We start from the raw sequence: 24,697 nt of genomic DNA on the forward strand, positions 1-24,697 counted from the left end.
CTGAACATGACTACAATAGCACCCTTACCATATTCTGTACATTGGGATGATACCCATATTACATTATTAAATCAACAAGCCCTTCCTTCCATAACTGAATTTATAGAACTTCATTCTGTTGATGATGTATATGACAGCATTTTGACTTTAAAGGTTCGCGGTGCCCCTGCAATTGGACTGACGGCAGCATTTGGTGTTGCACTTGGTGCCAAACAGGAAACAACCGCTGAAATAGGGGAATTCAAGAAAAATGTAACGAGGCATATTGAAAAACTCGCCTCTTCACGGCCAACTGCAGTCAACCTTTTTTGGGCTTTAAAGAGGATGGAGAACACCTTGCAGGCTGCGCAAAGCATTTCAACTGCCAAGGAAGCACTTGTAGCGGAGGCTAAAGCCATCTTTGCTGAAGATGAAGAAATGTGCAGGAAAATCGGGGAACATGGTTTATCCCTATTCACTAGAGGTGATTCCATTCTTACGCATTGCAACGCTGGGGGAATCGCCACAGCTCGGTATGGTACTGCCTTGGCTCCCTTCCACCTGGCTAAAGAAAGGGACTTTCCGCTAAAAGTGTACGCATGTGAAACCAGGCCTGTCCTGCAAGGGGCTCGTTTGACGGCTTGGGAGTTGATGCAAGCGGGAGTTGACGTCACCTTAATTTCTGATAATATGGCTGCTCATACGATTCACCAGAAACGGATAAATGGAATTATCGTCGGGGCCGACAGGATTGCGGCCAATGGAGATACAGCCAATAAAATCGGGACATTGGGATTGGCCATACTAGCCAAGCACTTTGGTATCCCCTTTTATGTGGCCGCACCATCAAGCACATTCGACCTGTCTATCGAATCCGGCACATCCATCCCGATCGAAGAACGGAATGAAGCGGAAATCACCTTCATTCAAGGTGTAAGGATCGCTCCGGAAAACGTGAAGACTTTCAATCCAGCCTTTGACGTTACACCGAATCATCTAATTACAAGCATCATTACCGAAAACGGCATCATAACACCGGATTTCTTCAAAAACATTCCGCATTTTGTTAATTGATCCAGGTTCCTTTATTGGTGATAAAAAACGAGAAGGATTTCTTATCCCTCTCGTTTTTTAAAGGTGATCGAATTAAGATTATTCTTGCGAGGTCTATACTACAATATTAAATTTCGAACATCTTCAGTTAATATAAGGATGTCTTCGATAATAAAAGATAATTGGACATTCTTATTATTTTGAAAAGAACTCCTTAAGTGCCTTTTTATTTTCAGTGCAGTCCATTTCCAAAACGGCTCCGGACTGGGGATATATTTCATCTTTAAAGCTTCCTTCCACTGGAACCCTTAGGGTTTCGACTTTGTCCGGTGTATGGAAAACGGCTTTTGGTCCCATTTCCATTATTGTTTTCAGACCAATATCTGTATCCAAGTACGATAGTCCTTGTTCTATGATACTAGGAAGGGCAGCCATCCCTTCGAAGGATGAGATTTGATTTATAAACGCTGTTTTTAATTGAACCATTACTTCTTGTTGACGCTCAACCCTGCCAAAATCACTTTCATCGTCATGTCTAAAACGGACATATTTCAATATTTCCTCACCATGTAAAACATTTTTACCGACGCTTGCTTGGATACTCATATCATCTATGATTTCCTGATCCACATTCACCGCCACCCCCTCAGGGGCAAGTAAATCCACCATCTTCACAAATCCTTGGAAGTCGATTACCGCAACATGGTCGACCTTGACATCGAAGTTTTCCTGTATGGTTTTCTTCAGCAATTCCCTCCCACCATAATAATAAGCAGCATTTATTTTGTTATATCCTGATTTATTCCCGGGGATTTTCACATAACTATCACGCATAATGGAAGCCAGCTTCAGTTTCTCCTGCTCAGGAAAGTATTTTGCCAGGATAATCGCATCTGATCGAGATTTTTGCTCTCCCCTTGTGTCAACACCAATTAACAGAAATATTTTATCGCTTTCCTTAGTCTCTTCTTTTGTTAGTTTTTTTTCCGTACCTTCATTTCCATTTTGTTTGGGTAAAGGCACATAGGTGCAGCCTGCCAGAATCAAGACCAATAGATATATGAACAATACCTTTTCTTTCATTACCTCACCTCATCGGAAAATTACCCCTATTCTCTGCCTAATTTTGGAATCCTATGCATGAAACGACAAAAAAGCCTGCCAACGATATTCGCTGACAGGCTTTTCGGTCAAAATCATTTATTGATTTCTTTCTTTAATACTTCTACCGCCTTTTTCACTTGTGTGTCATTCTTAAGGATTTTCTCCTGGATGACCTGCATCAATTTCACGGTAGTATCATCTTTAATGGTGCCAGTTTCTTTAATTTTTTGTTCCCTTTGGAATGCTGTGACCGCATTCGTTGTTGCTTCATCAAAGAATCCATCTATCTTACCCGGATCATGGCCTGCTTCCTTCAGCATCTCTTCAGCTGCTTTCACTTCACTCGAAGAATCGGATGCTTTCAATTCCTTTTCAGGGGAAATGTACGGAAGGCTGGCATAATCAGGAAGCTTCACATTAATATCCGGCTTGATCCCTTTTTTATGAATCCAATTGCCTTCAGGAGTCAACCATTTAGCTGCCGTATATTTGAAGTTAGATCCATCTTTAAAGGGTTTTGCGGCAGTCTGCACTGTCCCTTTCCCAAATGACTTGACACCAATCAATGGAATGTCCGCAGACTCACTGACAGCCGCTGCAACGATTTCAGAAGCACTGGCACTTCCGTCATCAATCAACACGACTACCGGGATTTTCAGTTCTCCATCATTCTCCGATTTAAAGACTTCTTTTTTCCCGCTGCGATCCTCAACTTGAAGGACCACTTTCCCATTAGGTACGAACAGGCTTGCCATTTCTACAGCTTGGTCAAGAAGTCCTCCTGGGTTTCCCCGTAAATCCAATACGAGACCCTTCATATCCTTCTTGGACATTTCTTCAAGCGCCGTTTTCAGCTCTTGGACTGTATGTTCGGAAAAACTGGTCACTTGAATTTTTGCAACTCCATCATCAAGCATTTCCGCATATACCGTTTCAATCGGAATTGTGTCCCGTTTAATGGTGAGCTCGATCGGTTCCGACTCACCAGCTCTTGAGATGGAAAGATCCACTTTGGTACCCTTCTCGCCCCTGATTTTCAGGACAGCTTCAGACGAGGTTAGCCCTTCAACACTTTTACCATCCACACTTAAAATGATATCATTTGGTTTTACCCCTGCTTTTTCTGCCGGGGACCCTTTTATCGGTGAGACGACCATGATTTTTCCATCCTGCTCCTGAATCTCAGCACCGATTCCTTCAAAAGATGAAGAGATGCTTTCACGGAAACTCGACGCTTCCTTTTTATCCATATAAGCAGAGTATGGATCATCCAATGATTTGATCATTCCATTAATTGCGCCGTCAACCAGCTTTTCTTCATCAACCTCTTCATAATAGTTATCTTTTATCTTATCGTATGTAGAATACAGCTTTTCAAATTCCGCATGCTTATCCGGTGCTAATGACTCTACTTTTTCATCTCCAAAGGTCAAGGCTATTGTAGTAATCCCTGCAGTTAGAAATATGACTAAAAAAATCCCCATAATGAACGTAAACTTCTTTATTTTAATGAATTTCCCTGCCTCTTTTGGCTGTTTTTGATTTTCTTCTTCCACTGAAGCCTCACCACTTTCATTCTTCATGACGATATAAACGATTTCATTCCTATTTTATCAGCTTTCATGCCAATCGAAAAATAATAGTTATCAAAAATAACAACTTATAGCCATATGTATTTTTTAATAAACTTCAAATCATGGAGAATGCTCCAAGGACAACAGGCATCTCCTGATATTACAAAAATGCGGATACCTGGAACAAATGCCTGTATCCAACCTGCCATTATACAGCATCACTTATTCCTGGTCACCCGCCTGTCATTTACATCCAATTATCAGTCCTGGATAGCTGCTTCCAATGCCACTTCAACCATTTCGTTAAAAGTTGACTGGCGCTCATCCGCCGACGTTTCCTCACCAGTTAAAATGTGATCGGAAATGGTTAATACAGATAAAGCTTGGCGGCCAAATTTAGCAGCAAGCGTGTATAGGGCTGCTGATTCCATTTCTATCGCAAGTATTTGGTATTTTGCCCATTTTTCCAATTCACTATTATCATTATAAAACTGATCGGCCGTAAATACATTACCGACCTTCAATTGCAAGCCCTTTGCCGTGCCGGCGTCATAAGCTTTTCTTAGTAATTCGAAATCTGCGGTCGGGGCAAAGTCCACCCCGCCGAAAGTCATACGGTTCATTTGGGAATCGGTGGAAGCACTCATTGCAAGGATCACATCCCTGACTTTTACATCTTTTTGAATCGCTCCTGCAGTTCCCACACGAATCAACTTCTGGACATTATAGCTATTCATCAATTCATTCACGTAAATCGAAATGGATGGGACACCCATGCCTGTACCTTGTACAGAAATTCGTTTTCCTTTATATGTCCCTGTATATCCAAACATGTTACGAACTTCATTATAAAGTTTAGCATCCTCTAAAAATGTTTCAGCAATATATTTTGCACGCAACGGGTCCCCAGGAAGTAAGACCGTTTCCGCAATTTCATTCTCTTTTGCACCAATATGTACGCTCATACGACTATGTCCTCCTTAACTTGTGGTTGAAATCATATTCAAAAACTACTATACCATATCAACCACAAGTTAGGAAAATCGAACCTTATCTGGAACTTGAAAAATGGAAATCACGAAACGACTTTTGGCACCCTTCCTAAATCGCAAACAAAACGGCGGAGGTCCGCCGTCTTTTTTTTAATGGTTAATAAAATTAAGGGAAAGGAAGCTGCTAACCGTCTTATGACAGCTACTCATCGACTTCTTCATCAATTATGCATTTTTCAAGAAGATATTCGAATGTGATGTCAGCAAGATCTTCAACTTCAGCTTCTGTTGGAAGATAGCCCCGTCTTATCAATTCTTGAAAAAAGAATTCCGCTATCTCTTCTGTATCAATAAAAACCTCAATTTCTCGCAAATCATCGCCCCCTTATTTAAAGGTCTATGAATGTGTAGAGACAAATATACCAGTAAGGCATCCCTTAATGGAAAAACATATGAAGGGTCTATCGTTATCAAGTTCCATTCGTGTTCAATTTGAATGGATACTTCTATAGGGAATCTGGAATTTGCCCTTTATAGATGCCTTTCACTTCGTTTGCTTCTTTTTATGATCTGGATAAATTTCCTCTGCCGCCTTTTCTATTTTAGCGAGGGCAATCTTCATGATGTGACGATATTCATCATCGCCAAAATGTTCGTAGAGCTTACAATAATCATTATATAAATCCAACAGGCCATCAATCATTTCCTTTTTTTCATCTTTTGTCATTGTCATTTCTCGCTCACCTTTACCAGGGTTGTTTTGTTTAGCAATGATAGCAAGCTCATTTTTCTTTTGAGGAAGGAGCAGACCCAACTTTTTAATGATTCCATCTGCACGTTTAGCATCGGCAATCAAAGTCAGTTCTTCTTCATGCGCTTCAAGCCATTCACCATCAGAGATTCTTGATAACTCATAGATTACATCCTCCCAGGCATTTTCCTTATAGCGCCAAATTTCCGTTCGATAGCCGATAATCTTGAAATAATCCTGTTCATATCCATCCACTTGGACCAAGTCACCTAATAAAAATTTATATTCAATATCGATTTGTTCTTTCGGATAAAGGATTTCTCCTTCATATTCATTTATCGATTGCAATGTTTTTTCGATATAAAGACCTTCACTATAGTTCACTTCATACACATAAGCACCATCGAGAAATTTCACATCGGTTATATTCCCGACTGTCCCATACATTGTTATTACGACTGTATCGCCTAATTTAAATTTCGGCTGTTTTTTTTTGCCCATAAGAGACATCCCCCAATATGGTCCTTATCGTTTGATTAGTAAATTATATGCACAAACAAACATGGAGGTTAATGGAAATAAGCGGGCATTTTGCTCATTTAGCTAATTAACCGGCCCATTTATTTAAGGGCACTACAACAAAAAAAACCGCCTCATTTAATGAGACGGTTCGTAGTGGGGATTGTGAGCGTCACTTTCGTTCCTTCGTCGCGGACGCTCTCAATTTGGAATTTCCCTTTTAATTCCTCCATTATCTGGATGCATGTCGCCACACCTAATCCGTTTCCATCCGGTTTGGTGGTATAAAAGGGCATACCGATATTTTTTAAATTCTCGGGACTGATGCCTTTTCCATCATCGCTGATCACTAATCTTATATATTGGGAGATGGAATCGTGATGCAGTTCAATCTGCCCCCTTGCTTCGATGGCTTCACATGCATTATTCAAGACATTCAAGAGAACCTGCCTTAACCGGTTCCTGTCTGAATAAACAATGACGGATTGTGTCATACCATTAATTATTCTTACATGAGAACTCGGAATTGAGGAAGTATAGGTATCTATAATTTCAGCAAGGAAATCCTTTAAATCGATTTTCTCCCATTCCAGTTGATGCGGTTTTGCCAAATCAAGAAGTTGTGTCACAAATACATTGACCCGATCCACTTCATGAAGCATGACATCGCTATATTTTTCTATCAATGATTGATCATGATCCTGGCTCTTCAATAGTTGAAAAAAACCCTTTATTGTCGTCAATGGGTTCCTGATTTCATGGGCGACACCGGCAGCTAGCTGGCCTACATATTTCAATTTTTCCGTACGGACGATTTCCTTCTCACGATCTTCTATCGTTTCCATCATTCTTAGAAAGGCAAGGTTCAATTTTTCCATTTCCTCGAAGCTTCTTTTATCGGAAATGATGAATTCCTTTCCTCCTATGAAATCCTCTGTCGCTTCGACAAGTTCTTGAACTGGCCGAACGAGGGTCTTTGTTAGTAAATAGACAGCCAGAATGATAGAAACAAATACAATGCTGTAGATGGTCAGGTACCGTGTCAATAGGTCATTCAAAGGCTGAAACACCTGCTTCTTATCAGCACCCACAACAACAAACCATTTATTCTCTGTTTGTGCTACCGTATGGACAGGCTGGATGGAATATATTTTTTCCCCATTCTCTTCACTGTATAATTCATCCGTTAACGATGCTCCCATAAGCTTATCTTTCGTTAATCCCATTTCTCTCAAGGCAGAATCCTGCATCATGCCATGTGGGTCTTTTTTCGAAATCATGATGCCTTCTTGGTTGATCATGTAAAAGTTGACTGGGTATTTATCGCTAATTTCATTAGCCTTTTTCTCCATCATCTCCCAAAGCCCTTCCAATCGGAAAGCTGTGGATACGACTCCGATCATTTCCCCTGAATTATCATATACCGGAGCACTCAGAGCTATAATCGGTTCCGAGAAAGCCCGGGTTTTATATACGTCTGAAAGGAATTCATGACCTTCTATTGCCTCTTTGAACCATATTCTCTTCGCGAGGTTATCCCCGATCATTTTATTGGATGTATCTGCAATGACATTTCCTTCCATATCCAAATGCAAAACTCCGTAATAATTTCCTTTTGCATCAATAAACTTTTTTAGTTCATCTGACTTCTCTTCTTTTGAGTGGCCAGGATTGATGATTGCAGAATTTGCACTCATTAACTTCACATCACTGATCCGTTCGTTCAAATAGCTGTATGTTTCATTTACAATATTCAGTGAACCTGCATTCAGGGCATTTTTTGCTTCCTTCTCCAGAAGGGAGCGTTGTGATCCATAGGATATGATTCCCAAAATCAGAAGAGGAACACTTGCAATAAGTAAAGAATAAAGCAAAATTCGGGTTTGAAGGCTTTTTAACATCCTTCCGATCCTCCCTATTCCTGATCTCCCAATATGAGCCCTTCTTCTATTTGGACATACTGTTCCCACGCTTGATCGAATACTGACATACTTTCGAGATAGTCTGCATTCAATTCTAAATAACTGCTCAGTTCATTATAATCAGTCGATTGTTTTGGGAAGCCATGATCCTCATAGGCATAATTGGCAAATTTAGTGATTGCATCAATTTCCTTTGGTTGTCGAAATTTCATTAAATATAAATAAAATGGTCTCATGATGTCGAGCCCCCCCCTAAAATAACTATGATTTCTGCTTTAATATATCGGAAACTTTCGCTTCCGTCCACTTTTTTAAAAAACAATTTGGTTTTTTCTTCCTCATTTTATGAAAACCGCGATTTTTCAACACAAAATGCATACGTTAAATTACGAAGCTATACTAACATATCGTACTCATTCCATATTGATTACATCCTTTTAAGATTTTTTTATATGATCCGAGGAAAGCGAAGTGCTTCAATATTATTTATCCTACTCTTCAACCAATAAACCCCATTCCCATAATAAAACACGTGGCGCATGTCCTGACATGCTGCTTGAAGGCTGGCGGAATTTCTTCATTAGCCAATTTAAACGCTGGCCATCATTTTCTGAAATGGAAAATCCCCTTCACCTAGGATAGAAATAGTGGTTTACACTGTTCTGTCTAAAATGAGGGGATTAATTCATTTATGGAAAAGTAATACACCTGCCGCTAAAAGTCAAAGTAATTACGTTTCAACAGCCTTTTCATGTTCATTAGCTCACTGTACTTCGTTTGTTTTTCAAGCTTTTTCGAATCAATTAAAAATAATTGATCTTCAATTTCCTTTACTATTTCATCACTTTGAAAAAAGGCATCGCAACTTTCACAATGAGATGAAGGGGTTTCCGTAATTTCAACCGCCCTCGTACCATCCGGCAGTTCCCAATACACAGTCCCCTTTACTGATGCAAGCTTCCCTTTCTCACACCATGGACACAACTCCATGCTATTCATCCCCCTTAGGAGTGCTCTTTTTTTGCTGTGCCTGGAATTTCTTTTCTTTTAACAAATCTCGCTTTTCACGTTTGTTTTTCAATGAAGCATGCTCTGGGTTGGTCACGTAATTTTCACGTCGGTTCATTCGCTTCAGCCCTTCAGGCACTAAATTGAATTGCTTGTCGTTCATTAAACCGGATACACCTATATCTGACTGTTTTTCTTCCATATCAGGATATACCCCTTTGAAATAATCATCTGCAAGTCCTGGTGTATATTGCTCAGGTTCAGGATATGTGGTTATCACACCTTCAAAATTGCGCAGCACCGTTTTTGTTGGAGATTGTGAAAGGATATAATTCGGCTGCAGGGTGATTTTCCCTCCCCCTCCTGGAGCATCGACGACGAAGGCAGGTACAGCATACCCGGATGTATGGCCCCGGAGCCCTTCGATGATTTCAATTCCTTTTGAAATGGGTGCCCTGAAATGACCGATCCCTTCCGAGAGGTCGCACTGATAGATATAGTAAGGGCGTACACGGATCTTAACAAGATCATGCATCAGCTTTTTCATGATTGCGACACTGTCATTTATCCCTGCTAAAATAACTGCCTGGTTACCTACAGGTACACCCGTATCGGCAAGCATCTCACATGCTTTCTTTGACTCTTCGGTAATTTCTATCGAGGTATTGAAATGAGTATTCAGCCAAACCGGGTGATATTTTTTTAAAATGGCACATAAATTTTCAGTGATTCTTTGAGGAAAAACAACCGGTGCCCGTGTACCAATCCTGATTATTTCAACATGAGGAATTTCCCTTAAGTTTTTGAGGATATATTCAAGGATCGTGTCATTGATCAATAATCCGTCCCCGCCGGAAATAAGGACATCCCGAACTGCCGGTGTGTCACGGATATAACCGATTGCAGCGTCCAATTGTTTTTTGGGCACGCCCATGCCAATTTGGCCTGAAAAACGTCTTCGCGTACAATAACGGCAGTACATGGAACATTGATTCGTCACCAAAAAAAGAACGCGATCCGGATATCTATGGGTCAATCCCGGTACAGGGGAGTCCTCATCCTCATGCAGGGGGTCTTCCATGTCATATTTGGTTTTATGCATTTCTTCCGAGATTGGGACCGATTGCATCCTGATTGGACACCTTGGGTCATCTTTATTCATTAACGAAGCATAGTATGGGGTGATATTCAATGGAATGGTTTTTGTGGAAATCCTCACACCTTCCTCTTCATCCGGAGTCAGGTTTATCACTTTTTTCAAATCATCAACTGTTCGGATCGTATTTGTAAGCTGCCACAGCCAGTTGTTCCATTGTTCTTCGGTTACATCTTTCCATAGCTCTATATCTTTCCAATTGCGATCTGGCTTATATAAGTCAAATAACATGGTTATACCTCCTGAGTTATGATAGTAGTATTAAATGCAAGAAGGGTGCCAAAATGACCCAAAAATTCGAATGCCCCCCAAAAAAACCGGACTGCAGGCTGCATCCGGATTTTTTCCATCAAATATGTTTTTTTATTTTATATTGCAAGGTCTGTCTTGGAATTTGCAATAGCTTCGATGCTTGGAAAACGTTACCGTTCGTTTGAAGAAGGGCCTCGGTAATCAATTTTGTTTCCATCTCAATCATGGCCTCACGAAGCGGAAGTATTTTTTCGGATGGGTTGCGCTTCTTTAAAAACTGGGGCAAATCTTCAAGATTCATAACATCATTTTCCGTATGGTTCATCATGAATTCTATCGTATGTTTAAGTTCCCTTACATTTCCAGGCCAGTGATATTTCCGAAAAAAACCCTTTGTCTTCTCATCCATGCCTTTTATGGACAGTCCTAATTTACTGTTAAATATTGATATGAAATGTTCAGAAAGAAGCTCTATATCATCAATCCGCTCCCTTAGCGGAGGCAGCTCGTAGCTCAATACGTTCAATCGGTAAAATAAATCCGGCCTTAGCCTGTTTTCCGATACGGCCTTTTTCGGATCAATATTCATCGCTGCCATGATCCTCACATTCACCTGTACACTTTTTGTGCCACCTATCCTCCTGATGAACCCATCTTCAAGCACGCGCAGAAGCTTTGCCTGCAAGTCAATCGGCATTGATTGCAATTCATCCAAAAACAAGGTACCGCCGTTGGCCAATTCAAACAATCCCTGTCGCTCCACAGCACCAGTGTAGCTTCCTTTTGCCGTACCGAATAGAAGCGATTCCAATAAACTTTCTGGTAGGGCCGCACAATTTTGCGCGATGAAAGGTTCTTTACTGCGGCTCGATTCCTGGTGGATGCTTTGAACAAAAAGCTCTTTTCCTACACCGCTTTCCCCATAAACCAATACCGATGAGGTGGAGCGGGCAGCCTTTTTACCTTGGGATATCAAACCTTTAAACCCCTTATCACTTGTCAGGATTTCAGTGAAAGAATACAATCCTCCGTTCCCAGTCGTTTTACTTTGAGGACTTTTGATTGTCTTGAGCGAGCTTTCCAGATCAGCTAACCTTTCCGATAATTGCTTCAAGCTTGAATAATCCTTTGCGATTTCTATTGCACCTATCATAAACCCATCTACATATATGGGTAGGGTAGTATTTAGCGTCTCAATGATACGCCCATGAGCATTAACATACGATTGACTATAGTTATAGATTGGTTTTTCAGATTTAATGACCCGGAGTAACGTAGATGATTTGTGATTCAAAGAAGGGAACGCTTCAAGCAACGGTTTCCCGAGCACTTCACTTCTTTTCATCCCATCAAGATTGGCGGCCACTCCGTTATAAAAGATGGTCTGTCCTTTTGGATCTATCACATGAATGCCTTCATCAATGGTTTCTAATATCGCTTCCAACACTTCACTTGTATTAAAAAATTCACTAGGCAAGCTATCCCTCCTCAATACCTTCTTGCTAGATGTATATGAGGAAATGCCAAAAACTTGTCATGAACCGCCTAAAAATGAGCATCTAACTAAAGTTTTTCACCCAAAGATTCATATCTTCCAGTTTATCAAAGATATAACAATTATTGGCCAAACGTCCGCGGTACGAGTATCCATGCTGATGCAATGCAGCATTCATGCCGAACGAGAGCGACCGGGCAATCGAATAGATACAATAAATGCCGTGTGAAATAAGATAGTCTTCAAGCGCGGAAATCAAGTGTTTCATCAAGCCGTACTGCCGATGTTCCGGCAATGTCGCACAATCAGTGATTTCTGCATTATGGTAAAAGGAATTAATTTCTGCGGAAGCAGCACTGACGATCCTCTCTTCATGGACATAAATATAAAAAACCGTTCCCATTTCCATGCACTTTTTCACATATAACGGATCATTCATCGGTGTGGGATACACTTCGAAAACCTTCCCATACAGTTGGGCCAGCTGAAGTGCATCTGCCACTTCAGCTTTACGTCCTTGATAGGCTGACGGCGGTTCATCCAGCCCGGATTTAATCGGCAGCCTCTGAACATCGGTAAGGATATGATCTTCCCTTTCCCATTCAGCACTGTTGCGCCTTTCATTCCTGTTATATTTAACAAGGAAGAAACAATCGCTTCCCAAAAAGAATTTATCGATGCTTCCTTCATATAGAAAGCCCTGAGCAAGCAATGCCATAACGTTTTCCTTGCGGGACTTGAAGATGATTTTTTCTGCTGATATGCTTTTAGCCACCTTCAAAGATTCCTCCACGCATTCTTGAAAGTGCCCTAGATAATCATCAACCCTGATTCGCTTATTAAAATGATCGATCGTAATATGTATGGTGCACATTGGCTTTTGAATTCTTTTTTCGATGATTCCAGCCTCCATTTGTCCCGCTCCTTTCACATCTTCGAAAATTGTTGCGAAAGGCCTGACCCTTCCTGGGATCAGACCTTGGGAAAAATGATTATTCCTGGTCCACCCCACACCATTCAATAATGGTCAATGCGATGATTTCCGCAACTTCCATCATTTTATCCACCTCTATATATTCGTTCGAATCATGGGCCATCTTCGTTTCTCCTGGTCCAAACACAACGACGGGGGTAGAACCAACCGATGAAAGATACCCTCCATCCGTCGCCCATGGGGAAGCTTCGACAAGCGGTTCTTCCCCGACCACTTTTTCATAGTATGTGCCAATTGTCTTCATGAGCTGGTGATTGATTTCGAGATTGCCAGGCAGCCATCTGGCCCCAAACCATTCTAATTCAATAGGTCTTTCTTTGAACCATCCATCACTCTCGTTTAAAGCATCTATTCGCTCCTTCAGCGATTTCTGTGCCTCTTCCATGGTTTCTGTAGGGGCGATGCCGAATCTTCCTTCCAGGACGGCTGTATCCGGCACGGAAGAAGGCCAATTCCCGCTTTGAATGCTACCAATATTGATTGGAATGGGGATAGGGACATTTTTATAGAGTGAATGACGGAGTGACTCATTCCGTTCTTGTTCAAGCATCTTGATTTCTTTCATTACAACAACCGCTTTATCAATTGCACTGACTCCTTCATACCTAGTGCCTCCATGTGCAGACTTGCCTTTTATTCTCAGTCGAAACCACATCGAACCTTGCTGTAATGGGAATAGTTTCATATTTGTAGGTTCCGGAATGATTGCACCATCAGCTTTATACCCGCGTATGACTGCCGCAAGTGTGCCGGCACCACCGCTTTCCTCTTCAATCACACTCTGAAATATCAAATCCCCCTTCAATTGGATTCCAGATTCGACGATCGCTTCAATGGCCAGCAATAAAGATACATTGCCGCCTTTCATATCCGTCGTTCCCCGCCCGAAAACTTTCCCGTCCATCAACTTGCCGCTATAGGGTTCATCGTGCCATGCTGCATGATCTCCTTCAGGAACTACATCAATATGTCCGTTTAAAATAAGGGATTTCCCCTTGCCTGTTCCTCTTTTAATGGCCACAAGGTTCGGATTTCCTTTAAAATCCCTGCGGTCGCAATAAAAATGGGGATGTTTTCTTAATTGTTCATCCCCGATTTCCCAAAGGTCTATTTCCAGACCAAGTTGTCTGCACTTTTCGACCACTATTGCTTGTGCACTTCCTTCTTGGCCCCTTTTGCTCGGTTCCTGAACCAGTTTTTGCAAAAGCTGAACCCCATTCATCCGATGTTCATTCAGCCATGTTCTTATTTTTTCCTCATACATATCCATTCTCCTCTCTCATTCTTTTAATTTTTGGATGTTTTCAGAGACGGTAAACGAGGCTTCGGTCCGATTCCTGATTTCCTCAATGCTGGACGTATCAAATACATCAGTTAATAGGAGGCCCTCCGAAGTAACGGAAAACACGCCTAATTCGGTGATGATCATATGTACGCATTTCTGGGCTGTTAACGGCAACGTACATGTTTTGACTAATTTAGACATGCCCGCTTTATCGTTATGTTCCATCAAGACAATGACCTTTTTTGCCTTTGCAGCCAGTTCCATTGCACCGCCCATGCCTGGCACCCGCTTTCCCGGAACAATCCAATTAGCGAGATCCCCCGCTTGACTTACTTGAAGGGCTCCAAGAATCGTGATATCCACCCTGCCGCGGCGTATCATTCCAAATGCAACAGTACTGTCGCAGTAAGAAGCCCCGGCTCTAATGGTGATCGGCAATCCCCCAGCATTGCAAAGATGCGCATCTTCCTTCCCCGTTTCAGGAGTACTGCCCATTCCCACAAGGCCATTTTCTGCATGAAACATAACTTTATGATCATCCCAAAGATGATTCGGTACAAGTGATGGAATGCCAATTCCCAAATTGACCAGCATCCCATCGCTTATTTCTGCTGCTGCCCGTTTCGCTATTCTGTTTCTTTCCCCTGTTCCCAAACCCATTTCCAATCGACTCCTTTTGATGGAATGATATAATCCACAAAGGCACCCGGTACAATGATGTTCTCTGGATCCAAAGTGCCCAGCGGAACGATTTGCCTGACTTCGACTATAGTGATCTGTCCGGCCGCAGCAACGATTGGATTCGTATTCCTGGCACTTTTATCGAATAGAAGATTTCCATAAGGATCTGCCATTTCTGCGTAAACAATGGCGATATCTGCAGTTAATGCCGATTCCACCAGATAATTTTTCTTACCTAGCTTTACGGTTTGCTTGCCTTCCCGGACGATATCGGCTTCCATTCCAATATCGGTCAATATTCCGCCGAGTCCCATCCCTCCGGCCCGGATGCGTTCGACAAGTGTCCCTTGAGGACAGAACTCCACTTCAAGTTCACCATTGTTCATTAATAGGCCTGCATTGGGATTGGAACCGATATGGGAAACGATGACTTTTTTCGCTCGGCGCTGGGTGACCAGTTTTCCGATTCCGATATCTGGGAAACCTGTATCGTTCCCAATCAAGGTTAAATCCTTAATACCTGATTCCAAAATCATATTGATCAATCCCGGAGGCGTCCCTATGCCACCGAATCCCCCAAATAGGATGGACTGTTTATCTTTAAAGTGATGGCGGACATCTTCCAAACGACAAATCTTCTGGAATGTATTTTCCACCACTATGACTCACTTCCTTGTTGTGATGATCGTTTACCTATCGAATCATTAAATTGTCCAAAGGTTATATCGACCCTCATTAACAACTCAGCACACTCCTCTTCCGATATCGTTAGCGGCGGGGAGATGATGAGCGCTGCCCCGGTTACACCGTCAAGGCCTGCAGCTGCGGGATAAAGAAGGATTCCGTTCCTCATCCCCAATTCAATGATTTGATTGGTCACATCTGCATCCTTCGGAAATGGGGCCTTCGTTGCTTTATCCTGGACAAATTCGATGCCAATCAATAAACCTCTCCCGCGTATATCACCGATAAAGGAATACTTCCCTGCCAACTTTTTCAGGCCCCTAATCAGGTAATTCCCCCTGTCGGCTGATTTTTCGACAAGTTCATTCCTTTCGACATATTCTAAAACCGCCAAAGATACCGCGCACGATAACGGATTTGCACTTAAAGTATGACCTCCTATAATTGACTTCGAGCCTTTCATTATGGGTTCCATCACGTTTTTGGTCATTACTGCTGCCGCTATTGGGGTATACCCCCCACTCATACCTTTACCTAATGTCACGATATCAGGTTCCACATCCCAATATTCGGAAGCAAGCATCTTACCAGTACGTCCAAAACCGGTCATTACTTCATCCGCAATGAATAAAATATCATTCTCTTCGCAGATTTTCTTGAGTTTTTGAAAATAACCGTCAGGAGGAACAATGGCCCCTCCGGCTGCGCCGATAACAGGTTCTGCAATGAAAGCCGCTATATTTTCACTGCCAATGCGCCGGATTGATGCTTCCAATTCCGAAGCACAGGCCATTCCGCAAGTATGTTGGTCAAGTTGAAGTGGACATCGGTAACAATATGGAGGAGATACTGAAGGATATGATTCAAGCAAAGGAGTAAAGCGTTCCCGGCGAATCGGATGTCCAGACATTGAAAGAGCTCCCATCGTGATGCCATGGTAGCTCATCCATCTCGATATGATTTTCTGTTTCTTTGGCTTCCCTTTTTCCTGCCAATGCTGAATGGCAATTTTCAATGCCGTTTCAGTCGCCTCGGAGCCGCTGTTTACAAAAAAGCTGTATGTCAGTTCCCCTTTGGTCAATTCTGCAATTTTCCCGGCGAGTTTCTCTGCAGCATCGCTGGTAAATTGGGAACGATACACAAATGAAACCTGTTTAGCCTGTTTTACCATAGCCTCAATGATTTCCTGGACTCCATGGCCAATATTGGCTGTAACAGCACCGGAAGAAGCATCGAGGTAATCCTTTCCATTTTTATCGTATAAAAACACTCCCTGACCATGACTGATAGTCTGGTAGGCTCCTCCCAGGACCGGTTTGATCAATGAAGACTGCTCCATAAGCCCACACACTCCTTCTCTTTAAAAACAAATGCCATATAGTAAAGTGTATGTCCAGATGAAGGCAATCTTGCTAAGGAAATTGTCCTAAGCATGTATACGGATAATTTCTTGGTTTCATGGGTGATTGTCCAAAAATGGCGACAAAAAAAGTGTATCCGCGAGAGATACACTTTTTTCTTACAATACGCTATTTAGTTTTTCTTCACGAATGGATTCCAAAAAACTTTCATCCTTTAAAACAGCCAACACATTTTTATAAAAAGCCGTTTTATCGATATTTGAAGTATGTACATATTCATACTCTTTTAAAGACGGATGACGCAAAACATTTTTCATGCAGGAATGACAAACTTTTTTAGTTCCTAACTTATAGTAGTTCAAGTTACTTGCATCCCCGTTAGAAGTGTCTTCGTTACAAACTGAACATGTATGGCTCACACGGCCTTTTTTATTATATTCGGCCAAAGCCCCTTCTAAACGAATGGATGCTGGAATTGTTAATAACACATAATCACCTTTTCTATTTTAAATCTCTTAGTATTATATCAGAAAAATAAAGAATTTGAACTATTAGACTCATATTCCCTAATAATGCTTGTAAAATAGGACAATTTCCAGGGCTGACAAGAGGAAAGATTCCTAATATACACCATAATGCAAACCATATTCATACATACCCCCAACAGATTAAAACACCGTCCATTTTTTGAACGGCGTTTTCAAACTGTTCATGGATGGATCTGGATCGTCGCTTTTCCGTTCTTTACCTTCATTTCTGCTTTTGAACCAACCGGCACAGTTACAAAAGGATGAACATGACCAAAGTTGGCATTAGCGATCACGGGTATGCCATTTATCTCCTTTTTGGCGGCGATGATTTCCTGCAAAGCATATTCAGTCATTCCTGAATCTTTTTGGAAACGGCCGATGACGATTCCTTTAATCCCACTTGCACCTGGCTGATGGAGCAAGGATTGTAAATCCCGGTCAAAACTGAATGGATGGCTTTCTTCGTCATCTTCTATGAAAAGGATACTGTCCTTTAAAGATGGCATGTACTCTGTACCTTGTAATAGATTGAGTGTACAAAGATTTCCCCCAATGATTGTCCCGGCAGCTTCACCTTCCTGAATGACCATGTATCCAGCATTCGGGTGGAAGGTTCGGTCATCCTGTTCCAAATGCCAAGAATCATCACTCCACGTTTCACTTGGTTCAAGATAAAAGCCTTCACTTTCAATTACGGCCTTTTTGAAATATTCCATCGTATATTCCAGACCAGCCTTCATCCCGAACGTCGAGAAATGAGGACCTGAATATGTAGTTAAGCCTGTTTTATTATAAATGGCCAATAAAATTGCGGTTATATCACTATACCCCATCAACACTTTTGGATTTTCCTTAATCAAATCATAGTCGATATACCGTAACAATTGGTTAGCGTTATACCCCCCGATACTTGTAAAAATCCCCTTAACATTCGGATCCCTGAACGCATCATGCAAATCTTCGATCCGGTCTTCGATCGAATTCGAGAAAAAGTCATCATGGAACAAAACCGTTTTACCATATGTCACTTTAAAACCAAGCTCAGTCAATCTTTCTTCTGCCAATCTGCGTTGTTCCCCTTTAACAATCGCCAAGCTTCTTGAAGGAGCAATTACGCGAATTTCATCCCCTGCTTGTAAACGGGAAGGTTTCATATCTTTATCCCCCTAAATTAATTACATTCTGTCGTTATTTTAGCAGAAATGGTTTACAAAGAAAACTAAGTCCCTTATCGTATGTCATTCACCGAGCTAGTTTCTTTGAATTCTTACGTCATTCCCGATGCGCAGAAATCAGGATTTAAAAAAGGAATGGCTGTGTATCGCCTGTCCCATGATCACCTGGATTTATCCATGACGATTCAGTCAACAACCATGGAATCAGAAAGGTTCACCGTCAAACCACCAATTTCCTTACATAAAGAAAAGACCAGCTTTATCAACTGGTCTTTGGGTTATTGAATTAGCAGCAGAATGAAGCACCGATGATAATCAATAGAATGAACAAGACAACGATTAAAGCGAAGCCTGATCCAAATCCGCAGCTACCGCCGCCGTATCCACCGCCACCATATCCGTACCCTGGTCCTGCAACATTTCCACCATATCCGTACATTAAGTTTCACTCCTTTTAGAATTCTGTTTTCTCTTTACACCTTACCATATGTCGATACGCCCGCCTTGGTCTGTGCATTTGCCTATTTTTCTGGATTTAAGAAAAAACTTCAATCAACACCATCTTAAACGTTATTCATTCAATGGCTGAAATCCCACGAGTAACCATGAAAATTGTCACAAATTTATTGTGTTACTTTAAAATTGGGATATAATAAGGAAAAAACAATTCTTAGCCTCTTTAAGCTATCTCATACCTACATGGATACATAAAAGGCAATACGGGGGAACATATTTGAAAACGAACGCAAAATCCTTCATCCCTTTCGCTGCAATCGCCACGATCCTTCTAATCAGCTATATCCTTCAAAAAGTTCCTAAAACATATGGATCAGATGATTCGATAAATGTTTATCAAAAATTCCAATCAGGCCAGCCCATTCAGTATCTCGTCATTGGTGACAGTATCGGAAGAGGATCGGGAGCTGAAAAACCTAATCTAACATGGTTCAAACAGCTAGAAAATAAGATGAATGATGCCAATGATATTCCTTTACACGGTGACTACGTGGTCCAAAGCGGATCAACTGCTTTTGAGGGCCTATTCAAGCTTTCCCAAAGAAGGAAGCATGATCATAAAGATCTGATTTTCTTCGTTTTTGGTGAAAATGACCGTAAATATATGAATGTCGATGATTTTACCATGACATATGAAGCGTTAATGAGAAAGGCAAAACGGCTCCACCCTAATGCTGAGTTATTCACAATAACAGAGAGTTCCTTGAAATATGAGGAATTTGCGTCAGCCATCGGACTTTTATCCAAACATTATGGTGCTACAAATGTGGATATGCGACCAATATTCAAAAATTCAGGATATACGGAAAAACAGCTGACCAAAGATTTGGTACATCCAAATGGGCTGGGGTATAAATTATATGCCGATGCCATTTATGAACGGTTCCTGGATAACATCAAACAAGAGAAGGCTGTAGCTGGTCTTCCAACTAAGCTGCATGCCCGTTCCGGTTTTGAATTATCGGAAATTGACCACTATGAAAAAATGAGCGGTTTCCGGCCAATGGGCGGCTATTTCACTAGTAGTGAAAAGGGCAGTGTGATTCAATATACCTTCAAAGGGAGTATGCTTGGTGTGAAACTGCTTAGAAGTCCTGATGGCGGGGAAGTGAATGTTTGGATCGACGGAAATGAAATCACGACTTTGAATACATGGTGGCCATTTGCCCGTGAAAGATATTTATTTGTCACTAATGGGCTTCGCCCCGGTTCACATACTGTCCGTTTTGAGGTGACTGGCAGGACTAAAGCAATGGACCTGACCGACATTCCATATGTCCGGATTGCGTCAATCATCACAGATTGAATATTACTCAATAAATAACCCCCTATCATAATCTGATAGGGGGTTTTCCAATCAATCAAAAAGCTTTTTATACTCCCCGTAACCCTCTTTTTCAAGATCTTGGAGCGGGATGAACCTTAATGATGCAGAATTGATGCAATAGCGTAATCCTGACGGTCCCGGCCCGTCATTGAAAACATGTCCCAGATGAGAATCGGCAGTTTTTGAGCGGACCTCGATCCTTCTCATACCATAACTCGTATCGAGGTTTTCCACCACTTCCTCTTCTTTAAGCGGTTTAGTGAAGCTTGGCCAACCGCAGCCTGAATCGAACTTTTCCTTTGAAGTGAAAAGAGGATTACCTGAAATGATATCCACATATAATCCTTCCTCCTTCAAATTCCAATATTCATTGTTAAAGGCTGGTTCCGTTCCATTATTTTGCGTGACTTCATATTGAATCGGAGTGAGTTTCTTTTTTAATTCTTCTTTACTTTTCATTTTTTTCCCCCCAATGATGTTGTATAAATGCTTTGCGTCCTGAGCCAATCGAATATCTTTCATAATGTTCAGGTTGCTTTTTATAGTAATGCTGGTGGTATGTCTCGGCTGGATAAAACGTTTTGGCCGGTATAATCGGGGTTACGATCGGTCCGGAAAATTTCCCGCTCGCCTGCAGCTTAGCTTTGGATGCTTCTGCAATTTCACGTTGGTTTTCGTCATGATAAAAAATGGCCGTTTGATAAGAACTTCCCCGGTCATAAAATTGCCCGCCAGGATCTGTCGGATCAATTTGCTGCCAAAATAACTCAATTATCTTCTCATATGGATATACGTTTGGATCAAAGGTGATCTGAACAGCTTCATAATGTCCCGTGGTTTCAGAACAAACCTCTTTGTATGTGGGATTTTCCGTAGTCCCGCCTGTATAGCCGGAGATCACGGATTCGATGCCAGGCTGTTCATCGAACGGTTTCACCATGCACCAGAAACATCCACCTGCGAATGTTGCTTTCTCTAATTGCTTTGTCAAATGAAAATCCTCCTTTTTTACAAACCATCCATTGAATGCATTTTAACGTTTTTATATACCCCTGTAAAATAATATGCCGAGAGCATTTCACGAAAATGTTACCTTTCTTTTTAGAAAGGAGACACACGCCCAAGCATGATTACATATGTTAAAAACATGATGGAAAAATGAGAGGTGTTGGAAATGAGCGATAAACAATCATATCCACAAAAATCAAAAACATATGATTTACTATCGTCTTATAAAAACAGCGATCCGCAATTGCATGATTATTATTACCATAAACATTTGAAAAGTCTCGAAAATTCAACATACAGAAATGGACAAATAACAGTCCTACTGCCTGCACAAGTCCGCTTCTTACATGCTGTCCCAACAGCTCACCCATTTGATGTTCATGTAAATGAAATGCGTATCCTCAAAAATTTCTCATATAAAGAGAGCAATGGTTATTTATCACTGCCCCCTGGCAAGTACAAATTGGATATATACCGCAGCGGGCAAAACACCTCACCTCTATTAAGCTGTAAAGTGGCTCTCGAAATCGGAGCTTCCTATACCATTGCTCTAACACCTACCGTGGCTAACGAATCGTTGAAAATGTTACCTTTCGAGGATAACCCATCTGTTCCTCCAAATGAAGCAAAGGTCCGATTCATCCAGCTTTCACATGATTTACTCTCGGTGGACATTGCGGTCAAAGGCGGAGATGTCGTCTTTGATCAAATCCATTTCAGGAAAGCAAGCGAATATCTCACTATTTATCCCATGATAGTTGACTTCGAAGTGAGGAAAGCTGGAACAAAAGAAATCGCACTCGCTTTGCCAAACAAGGCATTTCAAGAAAATACTTCCTCAACCATTTATATAATCGGATCGAATCGGGAATCATCCTCACTAGAAACCCTAACGCTCTCCCCATAAATGGATAAAAAACCAGGATGCATCGATCCTGGTTTTTTATCCATTTATTCACGATCACTGTAATGATGATGGGATGGTCAATAAAAATGAAATATCATCATTTTTCAGATCGAATTCATTCGCCTTCACCCTTATATCGCTTTTCAGTTCCATATCCTGTAATGACACATAAATACTTTCGTCATTGGGACTTATGCTAACCCATTCAGGCATATTATATCGCTCATTAATTAAATTCATTACATATGAAACAGGAAGGTTCATTTTACCGACTGCAATTGATTTTTGCTTAAGAATCAAATCCCCATTCTTTTGGGCAATTGGTTCAAAAGTCAATTTCATTTCCACTTCACGGTTGAAAAATGGCATTGTTCCGTATAGCTCCACCTCATCCGTTAAATACACTTCATAGTGAATGGATCCCGTCAAACCCTCTTTATCCAGATACTGATTGATTAACCTTGTCAAATCTTCCCGATTCGTGTGAATTTGAAATTGGATATCTTCTTCGTGGCTTACTTTGGGTATCAGCTCTTTATCTTTAGTCGGCAGATTAACTAAAATCGTTACAAACAGGATGACCAGGATGTTTAAGGCTAATAGGGAAATAAACAAAGTCTTCCATTTGACATTTGTCATTCTTGGTCATCATCTCCTTTGGCACTCGCTTCCAATGTGTCCTTTCCGATAGTGGTAATATCCATATCATTATAGATTCTTGTCGCGATTAATTCATATCCGCGGTCATTTGGGTGAAAATAATCCTCGGCATAAAGCAAATCTTCTTCGGAATTCTCGAAAATGTCTGCTATTTCAATAAAATAGGCTGAATCATATTCTTCAATGATCTCTTTTCCACTTTCATTCCAATCATTCATGATCATATCAAGTTCATAAAAATCTCCGAACCATTTGGAAAATGGATTATAGACGCCTACAAGATATATTTGCGCAGAATCATTTTCAGAACGAACCTTATCAAGTATCTGCCTTAATCTTTTTTCATACCCTATTTTTGCCGAATCAAACTGATTCAGTTCCAGGTTGGAGAAATTCTGTTTAAAGACCTTCATGATATCATTTCCACCGATTGTGACGACAATCGAGTCAGCTTGCTTTATGTCTTCTTTAATCCTAGTCTTATCCAGTCTTTTCAATAGTTGGTCGGTCCTATTTCCACGTATGCCATGATTAATCATCTCAACGGAAGTAATCGATGGTTCTTTTTCCAGCTTATTTTGTAAATAAGGCAGATACCCGCCATTATCTTTACTATCACCGACACCTTGAGTCAAGGAGTCGCCAATTGACACGATTTTCACAGGGTCCGGAAAAAAGCTGGCAGGAATGGTTTCCTTTTTACTCAGCTCAACTATGCTTTTCTGCTGAACAGATGGCTGATTTGAGGCTGTTTCATTTTGACTGCAGCCTGAAATCCAAACTAGGCATATGAAAAGACAGGTGATTTTGTTCCTCATGACCCTCACCTTCCTACCCATATATTATATCATGCAGAAAACGAAAGATTGCAAACAATATACCTTCATTGTACTTCCAAAAATGAGCATTCCTTACTATACAATATGAAAAATGCTGTGAATTAAAGCTAGTCCTATAAAAATTAGCATGTTACTTAGCATGTAAAATCATTCTTCACTACCGCTGTTTCTTCAAAAACGTATTGCTCATTTTCACCATCGATAAAGCTCGATAATAAAGATGGATGAAAACAGAAAGAACAGGTCATTTAACCTGTTCAATAATTCTGTAAAATTTTAATATGCTTAATGATTTCATCAATCGGAATATCCTGCAGACCTGTATAATCCATGATGATCTTTCCTTCTTGATCAATCAGAAAAAAACTGGTCCCATGAATCACCTGATCTTCTGCTTCTGGTTTTTTGACGATCGTTTTAAAGTTATCCAATGCGAACTGCTCGATTTCTTCCTGTCCATAACCGGTCAGAAAGTGCCAGTTGCCGTAATCCACATTAAATTGGTCACCAAACTTTTTTAAAACATCAGGTTTGTCAATTTCCGGATCCACGGAAAATGAAACGAACTCTACATCCTTAATCCCTTCATCCTTCAATTGCTGCTGCAGCTTCGTCATATTCGAAGTCATGGGGAGACAGACCGTCTCACAGCTCGTGAATATAAAATCCGCTACCCAAACCTTTCCTTTAAGATCGCTTTTTGAGAAAGGCTTCCCCTCCTGATCGATATAACTGAAATCTTCAAGGTCCCAATTTTTGGCATCAGGTACACCATTGGAACCGCATGCTGTCAACAGCAATAAAATTGATGCTCCCATAGCTGCCATAAGCAATTGCAGCTTTCTCATCCCTACCCCGTCCTTTATGTATAAAATATTCTGTTACTTCATTTATTCTAACAGACCATCCGGAATGAGGACAGCAA

General features: G+C 41.1%; 26 protein-coding genes. 3 read left to right on the top strand and 23 right to left on the bottom strand.

Annotation, left to right across the window (positions count from 1 at the left end; translation table 11 throughout):
- Positions 1-6 precede the first annotated feature (6 nt).
- The gene (mtnA, locus tag MKX49_RS13090) at positions 7-1,053 is read left to right on the top strand and encodes an S-methyl-5-thioribose-1-phosphate isomerase (RefSeq protein ID WP_289350241.1); all 1,047 of its coding nucleotides are present in this window, start codon (positions 7-9) and stop codon (positions 1,051-1,053) included.
- 174 nt (positions 1,054-1,227) lie between these two features.
- Here the strand turns inward: mtnA and MKX49_RS13095 are convergent, their stop codons facing one another.
- The 18 genes from MKX49_RS13095 to MKX49_RS13180 all read right to left on the bottom strand — a co-directional run bounded on the left by MKX49_RS13095 (position 1,228) and on the right by MKX49_RS13180 (position 18,954).
- Entirely contained in the window at positions 1,228-2,115 is an 888-nt protein-coding gene (locus tag MKX49_RS13095) for an LCP family protein (RefSeq protein WP_340876690.1), read from the bottom strand.
- A 113-nt stretch (positions 2,116-2,228) separates the two neighbouring features.
- Positions 2,229-3,719 carry a S41 family peptidase gene (locus MKX49_RS13100; protein WP_445670127.1) on the bottom strand — a complete coding sequence of 497 codons (1,491 nt, stop codon included), beginning with the start codon at positions 3,717-3,719 and terminating at the stop codon, positions 2,229-2,231.
- Between the two features lie 251 nt (positions 3,720-3,970).
- A complete protein-coding gene (deoD, locus tag MKX49_RS13105; protein WP_034307509.1) occupies positions 3,971-4,675 on the bottom strand; it encodes a purine-nucleoside phosphorylase in 705 nt (234 codons plus the stop codon).
- A 229-nt stretch (positions 4,676-4,904) separates the two neighbouring features.
- A complete protein-coding gene (locus tag MKX49_RS13110; RefSeq protein ID WP_064505166.1) occupies positions 4,905-5,075 on the bottom strand; it encodes a YozD family protein in 171 nt (56 codons plus the stop codon).
- A 171-nt stretch (positions 5,076-5,246) separates the two neighbouring features.
- A complete protein-coding gene (locus tag MKX49_RS13115; protein WP_034307510.1) occupies positions 5,247-5,954 on the bottom strand; it encodes a hypothetical protein in 708 nt (235 codons plus the stop codon).
- Positions 5,955-6,106: 152 nt separating this feature from the next.
- Positions 6,107-7,873 (bottom strand): ATP-binding protein, encoded by a 1,767-nt coding sequence (locus tag MKX49_RS13120; protein ID WP_340876692.1) that lies wholly within the window; start codon positions 7,871-7,873, stop codon positions 6,107-6,109.
- A 14-nt stretch (positions 7,874-7,887) separates the two neighbouring features.
- Positions 7,888-8,130, bottom strand: coding sequence for a YozE family protein (locus MKX49_RS13125; protein ID WP_034307512.1), 243 nt, complete (start codon positions 8,128-8,130; stop codon positions 7,888-7,890).
- A gap of 478 nt (positions 8,131-8,608) precedes the next feature.
- Positions 8,609-8,884 carry a YokU family protein gene (locus MKX49_RS13130; protein WP_048686734.1) on the bottom strand — a complete coding sequence of 92 codons (276 nt, stop codon included), beginning with the start codon at positions 8,882-8,884 and terminating at the stop codon, positions 8,609-8,611.
- Position 8,885: 1 nt separating this feature from the next.
- Complete coding sequence (gene ablA / locus MKX49_RS13135; RefSeq protein ID WP_340876693.1) at positions 8,886-10,289, bottom strand: lysine 2,3-aminomutase; 1,404 nt, start codon at positions 10,287-10,289, stop codon at positions 8,886-8,888.
- 118 nt (positions 10,290-10,407) lie between these two features.
- The gene (locus MKX49_RS13140) at positions 10,408-11,787 is read right to left on the bottom strand and encodes a sigma-54 interaction domain-containing protein (RefSeq protein ID WP_340876695.1); all 1,380 of its coding nucleotides are present in this window, start codon (positions 11,785-11,787) and stop codon (positions 10,408-10,410) included.
- 82 nt (positions 11,788-11,869) lie between these two features.
- Positions 11,870-12,718 carry a putative beta-lysine N-acetyltransferase gene (gene ablB, locus MKX49_RS13145; RefSeq protein WP_340876696.1) on the bottom strand — a complete coding sequence of 283 codons (849 nt, stop codon included), beginning with the start codon at positions 12,716-12,718 and terminating at the stop codon, positions 11,870-11,872.
- 79 nt (positions 12,719-12,797) lie between these two features.
- Positions 12,798-14,069, bottom strand: coding sequence for a peptidase (locus MKX49_RS13150; RefSeq protein ID WP_340876697.1), 1,272 nt, complete (start codon positions 14,067-14,069; stop codon positions 12,798-12,800).
- A 9-nt stretch (positions 14,070-14,078) separates the two neighbouring features.
- Complete coding sequence (locus MKX49_RS13155; protein WP_340876698.1) at positions 14,079-14,744, bottom strand: 3-oxoacid CoA-transferase subunit B; 666 nt, start codon at positions 14,742-14,744, stop codon at positions 14,079-14,081.
- Positions 14,711-15,421 (bottom strand): CoA transferase subunit A, encoded by a 711-nt coding sequence (locus tag MKX49_RS13160; protein WP_323597775.1) that lies wholly within the window; start codon positions 15,419-15,421, stop codon positions 14,711-14,713. The genes MKX49_RS13155 and MKX49_RS13160 overlap by 34 nt, the downstream gene beginning before the upstream one ends.
- A 2-nt stretch (positions 15,422-15,423) precedes the next feature.
- A complete protein-coding gene (locus MKX49_RS13165) occupies positions 15,424-16,788 on the bottom strand; it encodes an aspartate aminotransferase family protein (protein WP_340876699.1) in 1,365 nt (454 codons plus the stop codon).
- A gap of 180 nt (positions 16,789-16,968) precedes the next feature.
- A complete protein-coding gene (locus tag MKX49_RS13170; protein ID WP_034307530.1) occupies positions 16,969-17,298 on the bottom strand; it encodes a hypothetical protein in 330 nt (109 codons plus the stop codon).
- A 221-nt stretch (positions 17,299-17,519) separates the two neighbouring features.
- Positions 17,520-18,494: a S66 peptidase family protein gene (locus MKX49_RS13175; protein ID WP_340876700.1), complete on the bottom strand. Its 975-nt coding sequence runs from the start codon at positions 18,492-18,494 to the stop codon at positions 17,520-17,522.
- Positions 18,495-18,801: 307 nt separating this feature from the next.
- On the bottom strand, positions 18,802-18,954 hold the full coding sequence (locus MKX49_RS13180) for a YjcZ family sporulation protein (protein ID WP_072273171.1): 153 nt from the start codon (positions 18,952-18,954) through the stop codon (positions 18,802-18,804).
- 294 nt (positions 18,955-19,248) lie between these two features.
- Between MKX49_RS13180 and MKX49_RS13185 the strand changes: the two genes are divergently transcribed.
- Positions 19,249-20,337: an SGNH/GDSL hydrolase family protein gene (locus tag MKX49_RS13185; RefSeq protein WP_048686752.1), complete on the top strand. Its 1,089-nt coding sequence runs from the start codon at positions 19,249-19,251 to the stop codon at positions 20,335-20,337.
- Between the two features lie 51 nt (positions 20,338-20,388).
- Here the strand turns inward: MKX49_RS13185 and msrB are convergent, their stop codons facing one another.
- A complete protein-coding gene (msrB, locus tag MKX49_RS13190; protein ID WP_340876701.1) occupies positions 20,389-20,817 on the bottom strand; it encodes a peptide-methionine (R)-S-oxide reductase MsrB in 429 nt (142 codons plus the stop codon).
- Positions 20,807-21,349: a peptide-methionine (S)-S-oxide reductase MsrA gene (msrA, locus tag MKX49_RS13195; protein ID WP_053535379.1), complete on the bottom strand. Its 543-nt coding sequence runs from the start codon at positions 21,347-21,349 to the stop codon at positions 20,807-20,809. Before msrA ends, msrB begins: the two co-directional genes overlap by 11 nt.
- Positions 21,350-21,532: 183 nt before the next feature.
- On the opposite strand from msrA, the gene MKX49_RS13200 reads away from it, so the two are divergent.
- A complete protein-coding gene (locus MKX49_RS13200; RefSeq protein ID WP_340876702.1) occupies positions 21,533-22,273 on the top strand; it encodes a DUF4397 domain-containing protein in 741 nt (246 codons plus the stop codon).
- Between the two features lie 54 nt (positions 22,274-22,327).
- On the opposite strand, the gene MKX49_RS13205 is transcribed toward MKX49_RS13200, so the two are convergent.
- From MKX49_RS13205 to MKX49_RS13215, 3 genes are all read right to left on the bottom strand, one after another.
- Positions 22,328-22,912, bottom strand: a complete 585-nt coding sequence (locus MKX49_RS13205) for a YpmS family protein (RefSeq protein WP_063593886.1) — start codon at positions 22,910-22,912, stop codon at positions 22,328-22,330.
- Positions 22,909-23,751 carry an SGNH/GDSL hydrolase family protein gene (locus tag MKX49_RS13210; RefSeq protein WP_318291319.1) on the bottom strand — a complete coding sequence of 281 codons (843 nt, stop codon included), beginning with the start codon at positions 23,749-23,751 and terminating at the stop codon, positions 22,909-22,911. The genes MKX49_RS13205 and MKX49_RS13210 overlap by 4 nt, the downstream gene beginning before the upstream one ends.
- A gap of 278 nt (positions 23,752-24,029) precedes the next feature.
- On the bottom strand, positions 24,030-24,620 hold the full coding sequence (locus MKX49_RS13215; protein ID WP_063593888.1) for an SCO family protein: 591 nt from the start codon (positions 24,618-24,620) through the stop codon (positions 24,030-24,032).
- Between the last annotated feature and the right edge of the window lie 77 nt (positions 24,621-24,697).

The sequence above is a fragment of the Peribacillus sp. FSL M8-0224 genome (genome assembly GCF_038003055.1).
GTDB lineage: Bacteria > Bacillota > Bacilli > Bacillales > DSM-1321 > Peribacillus > Peribacillus frigoritolerans.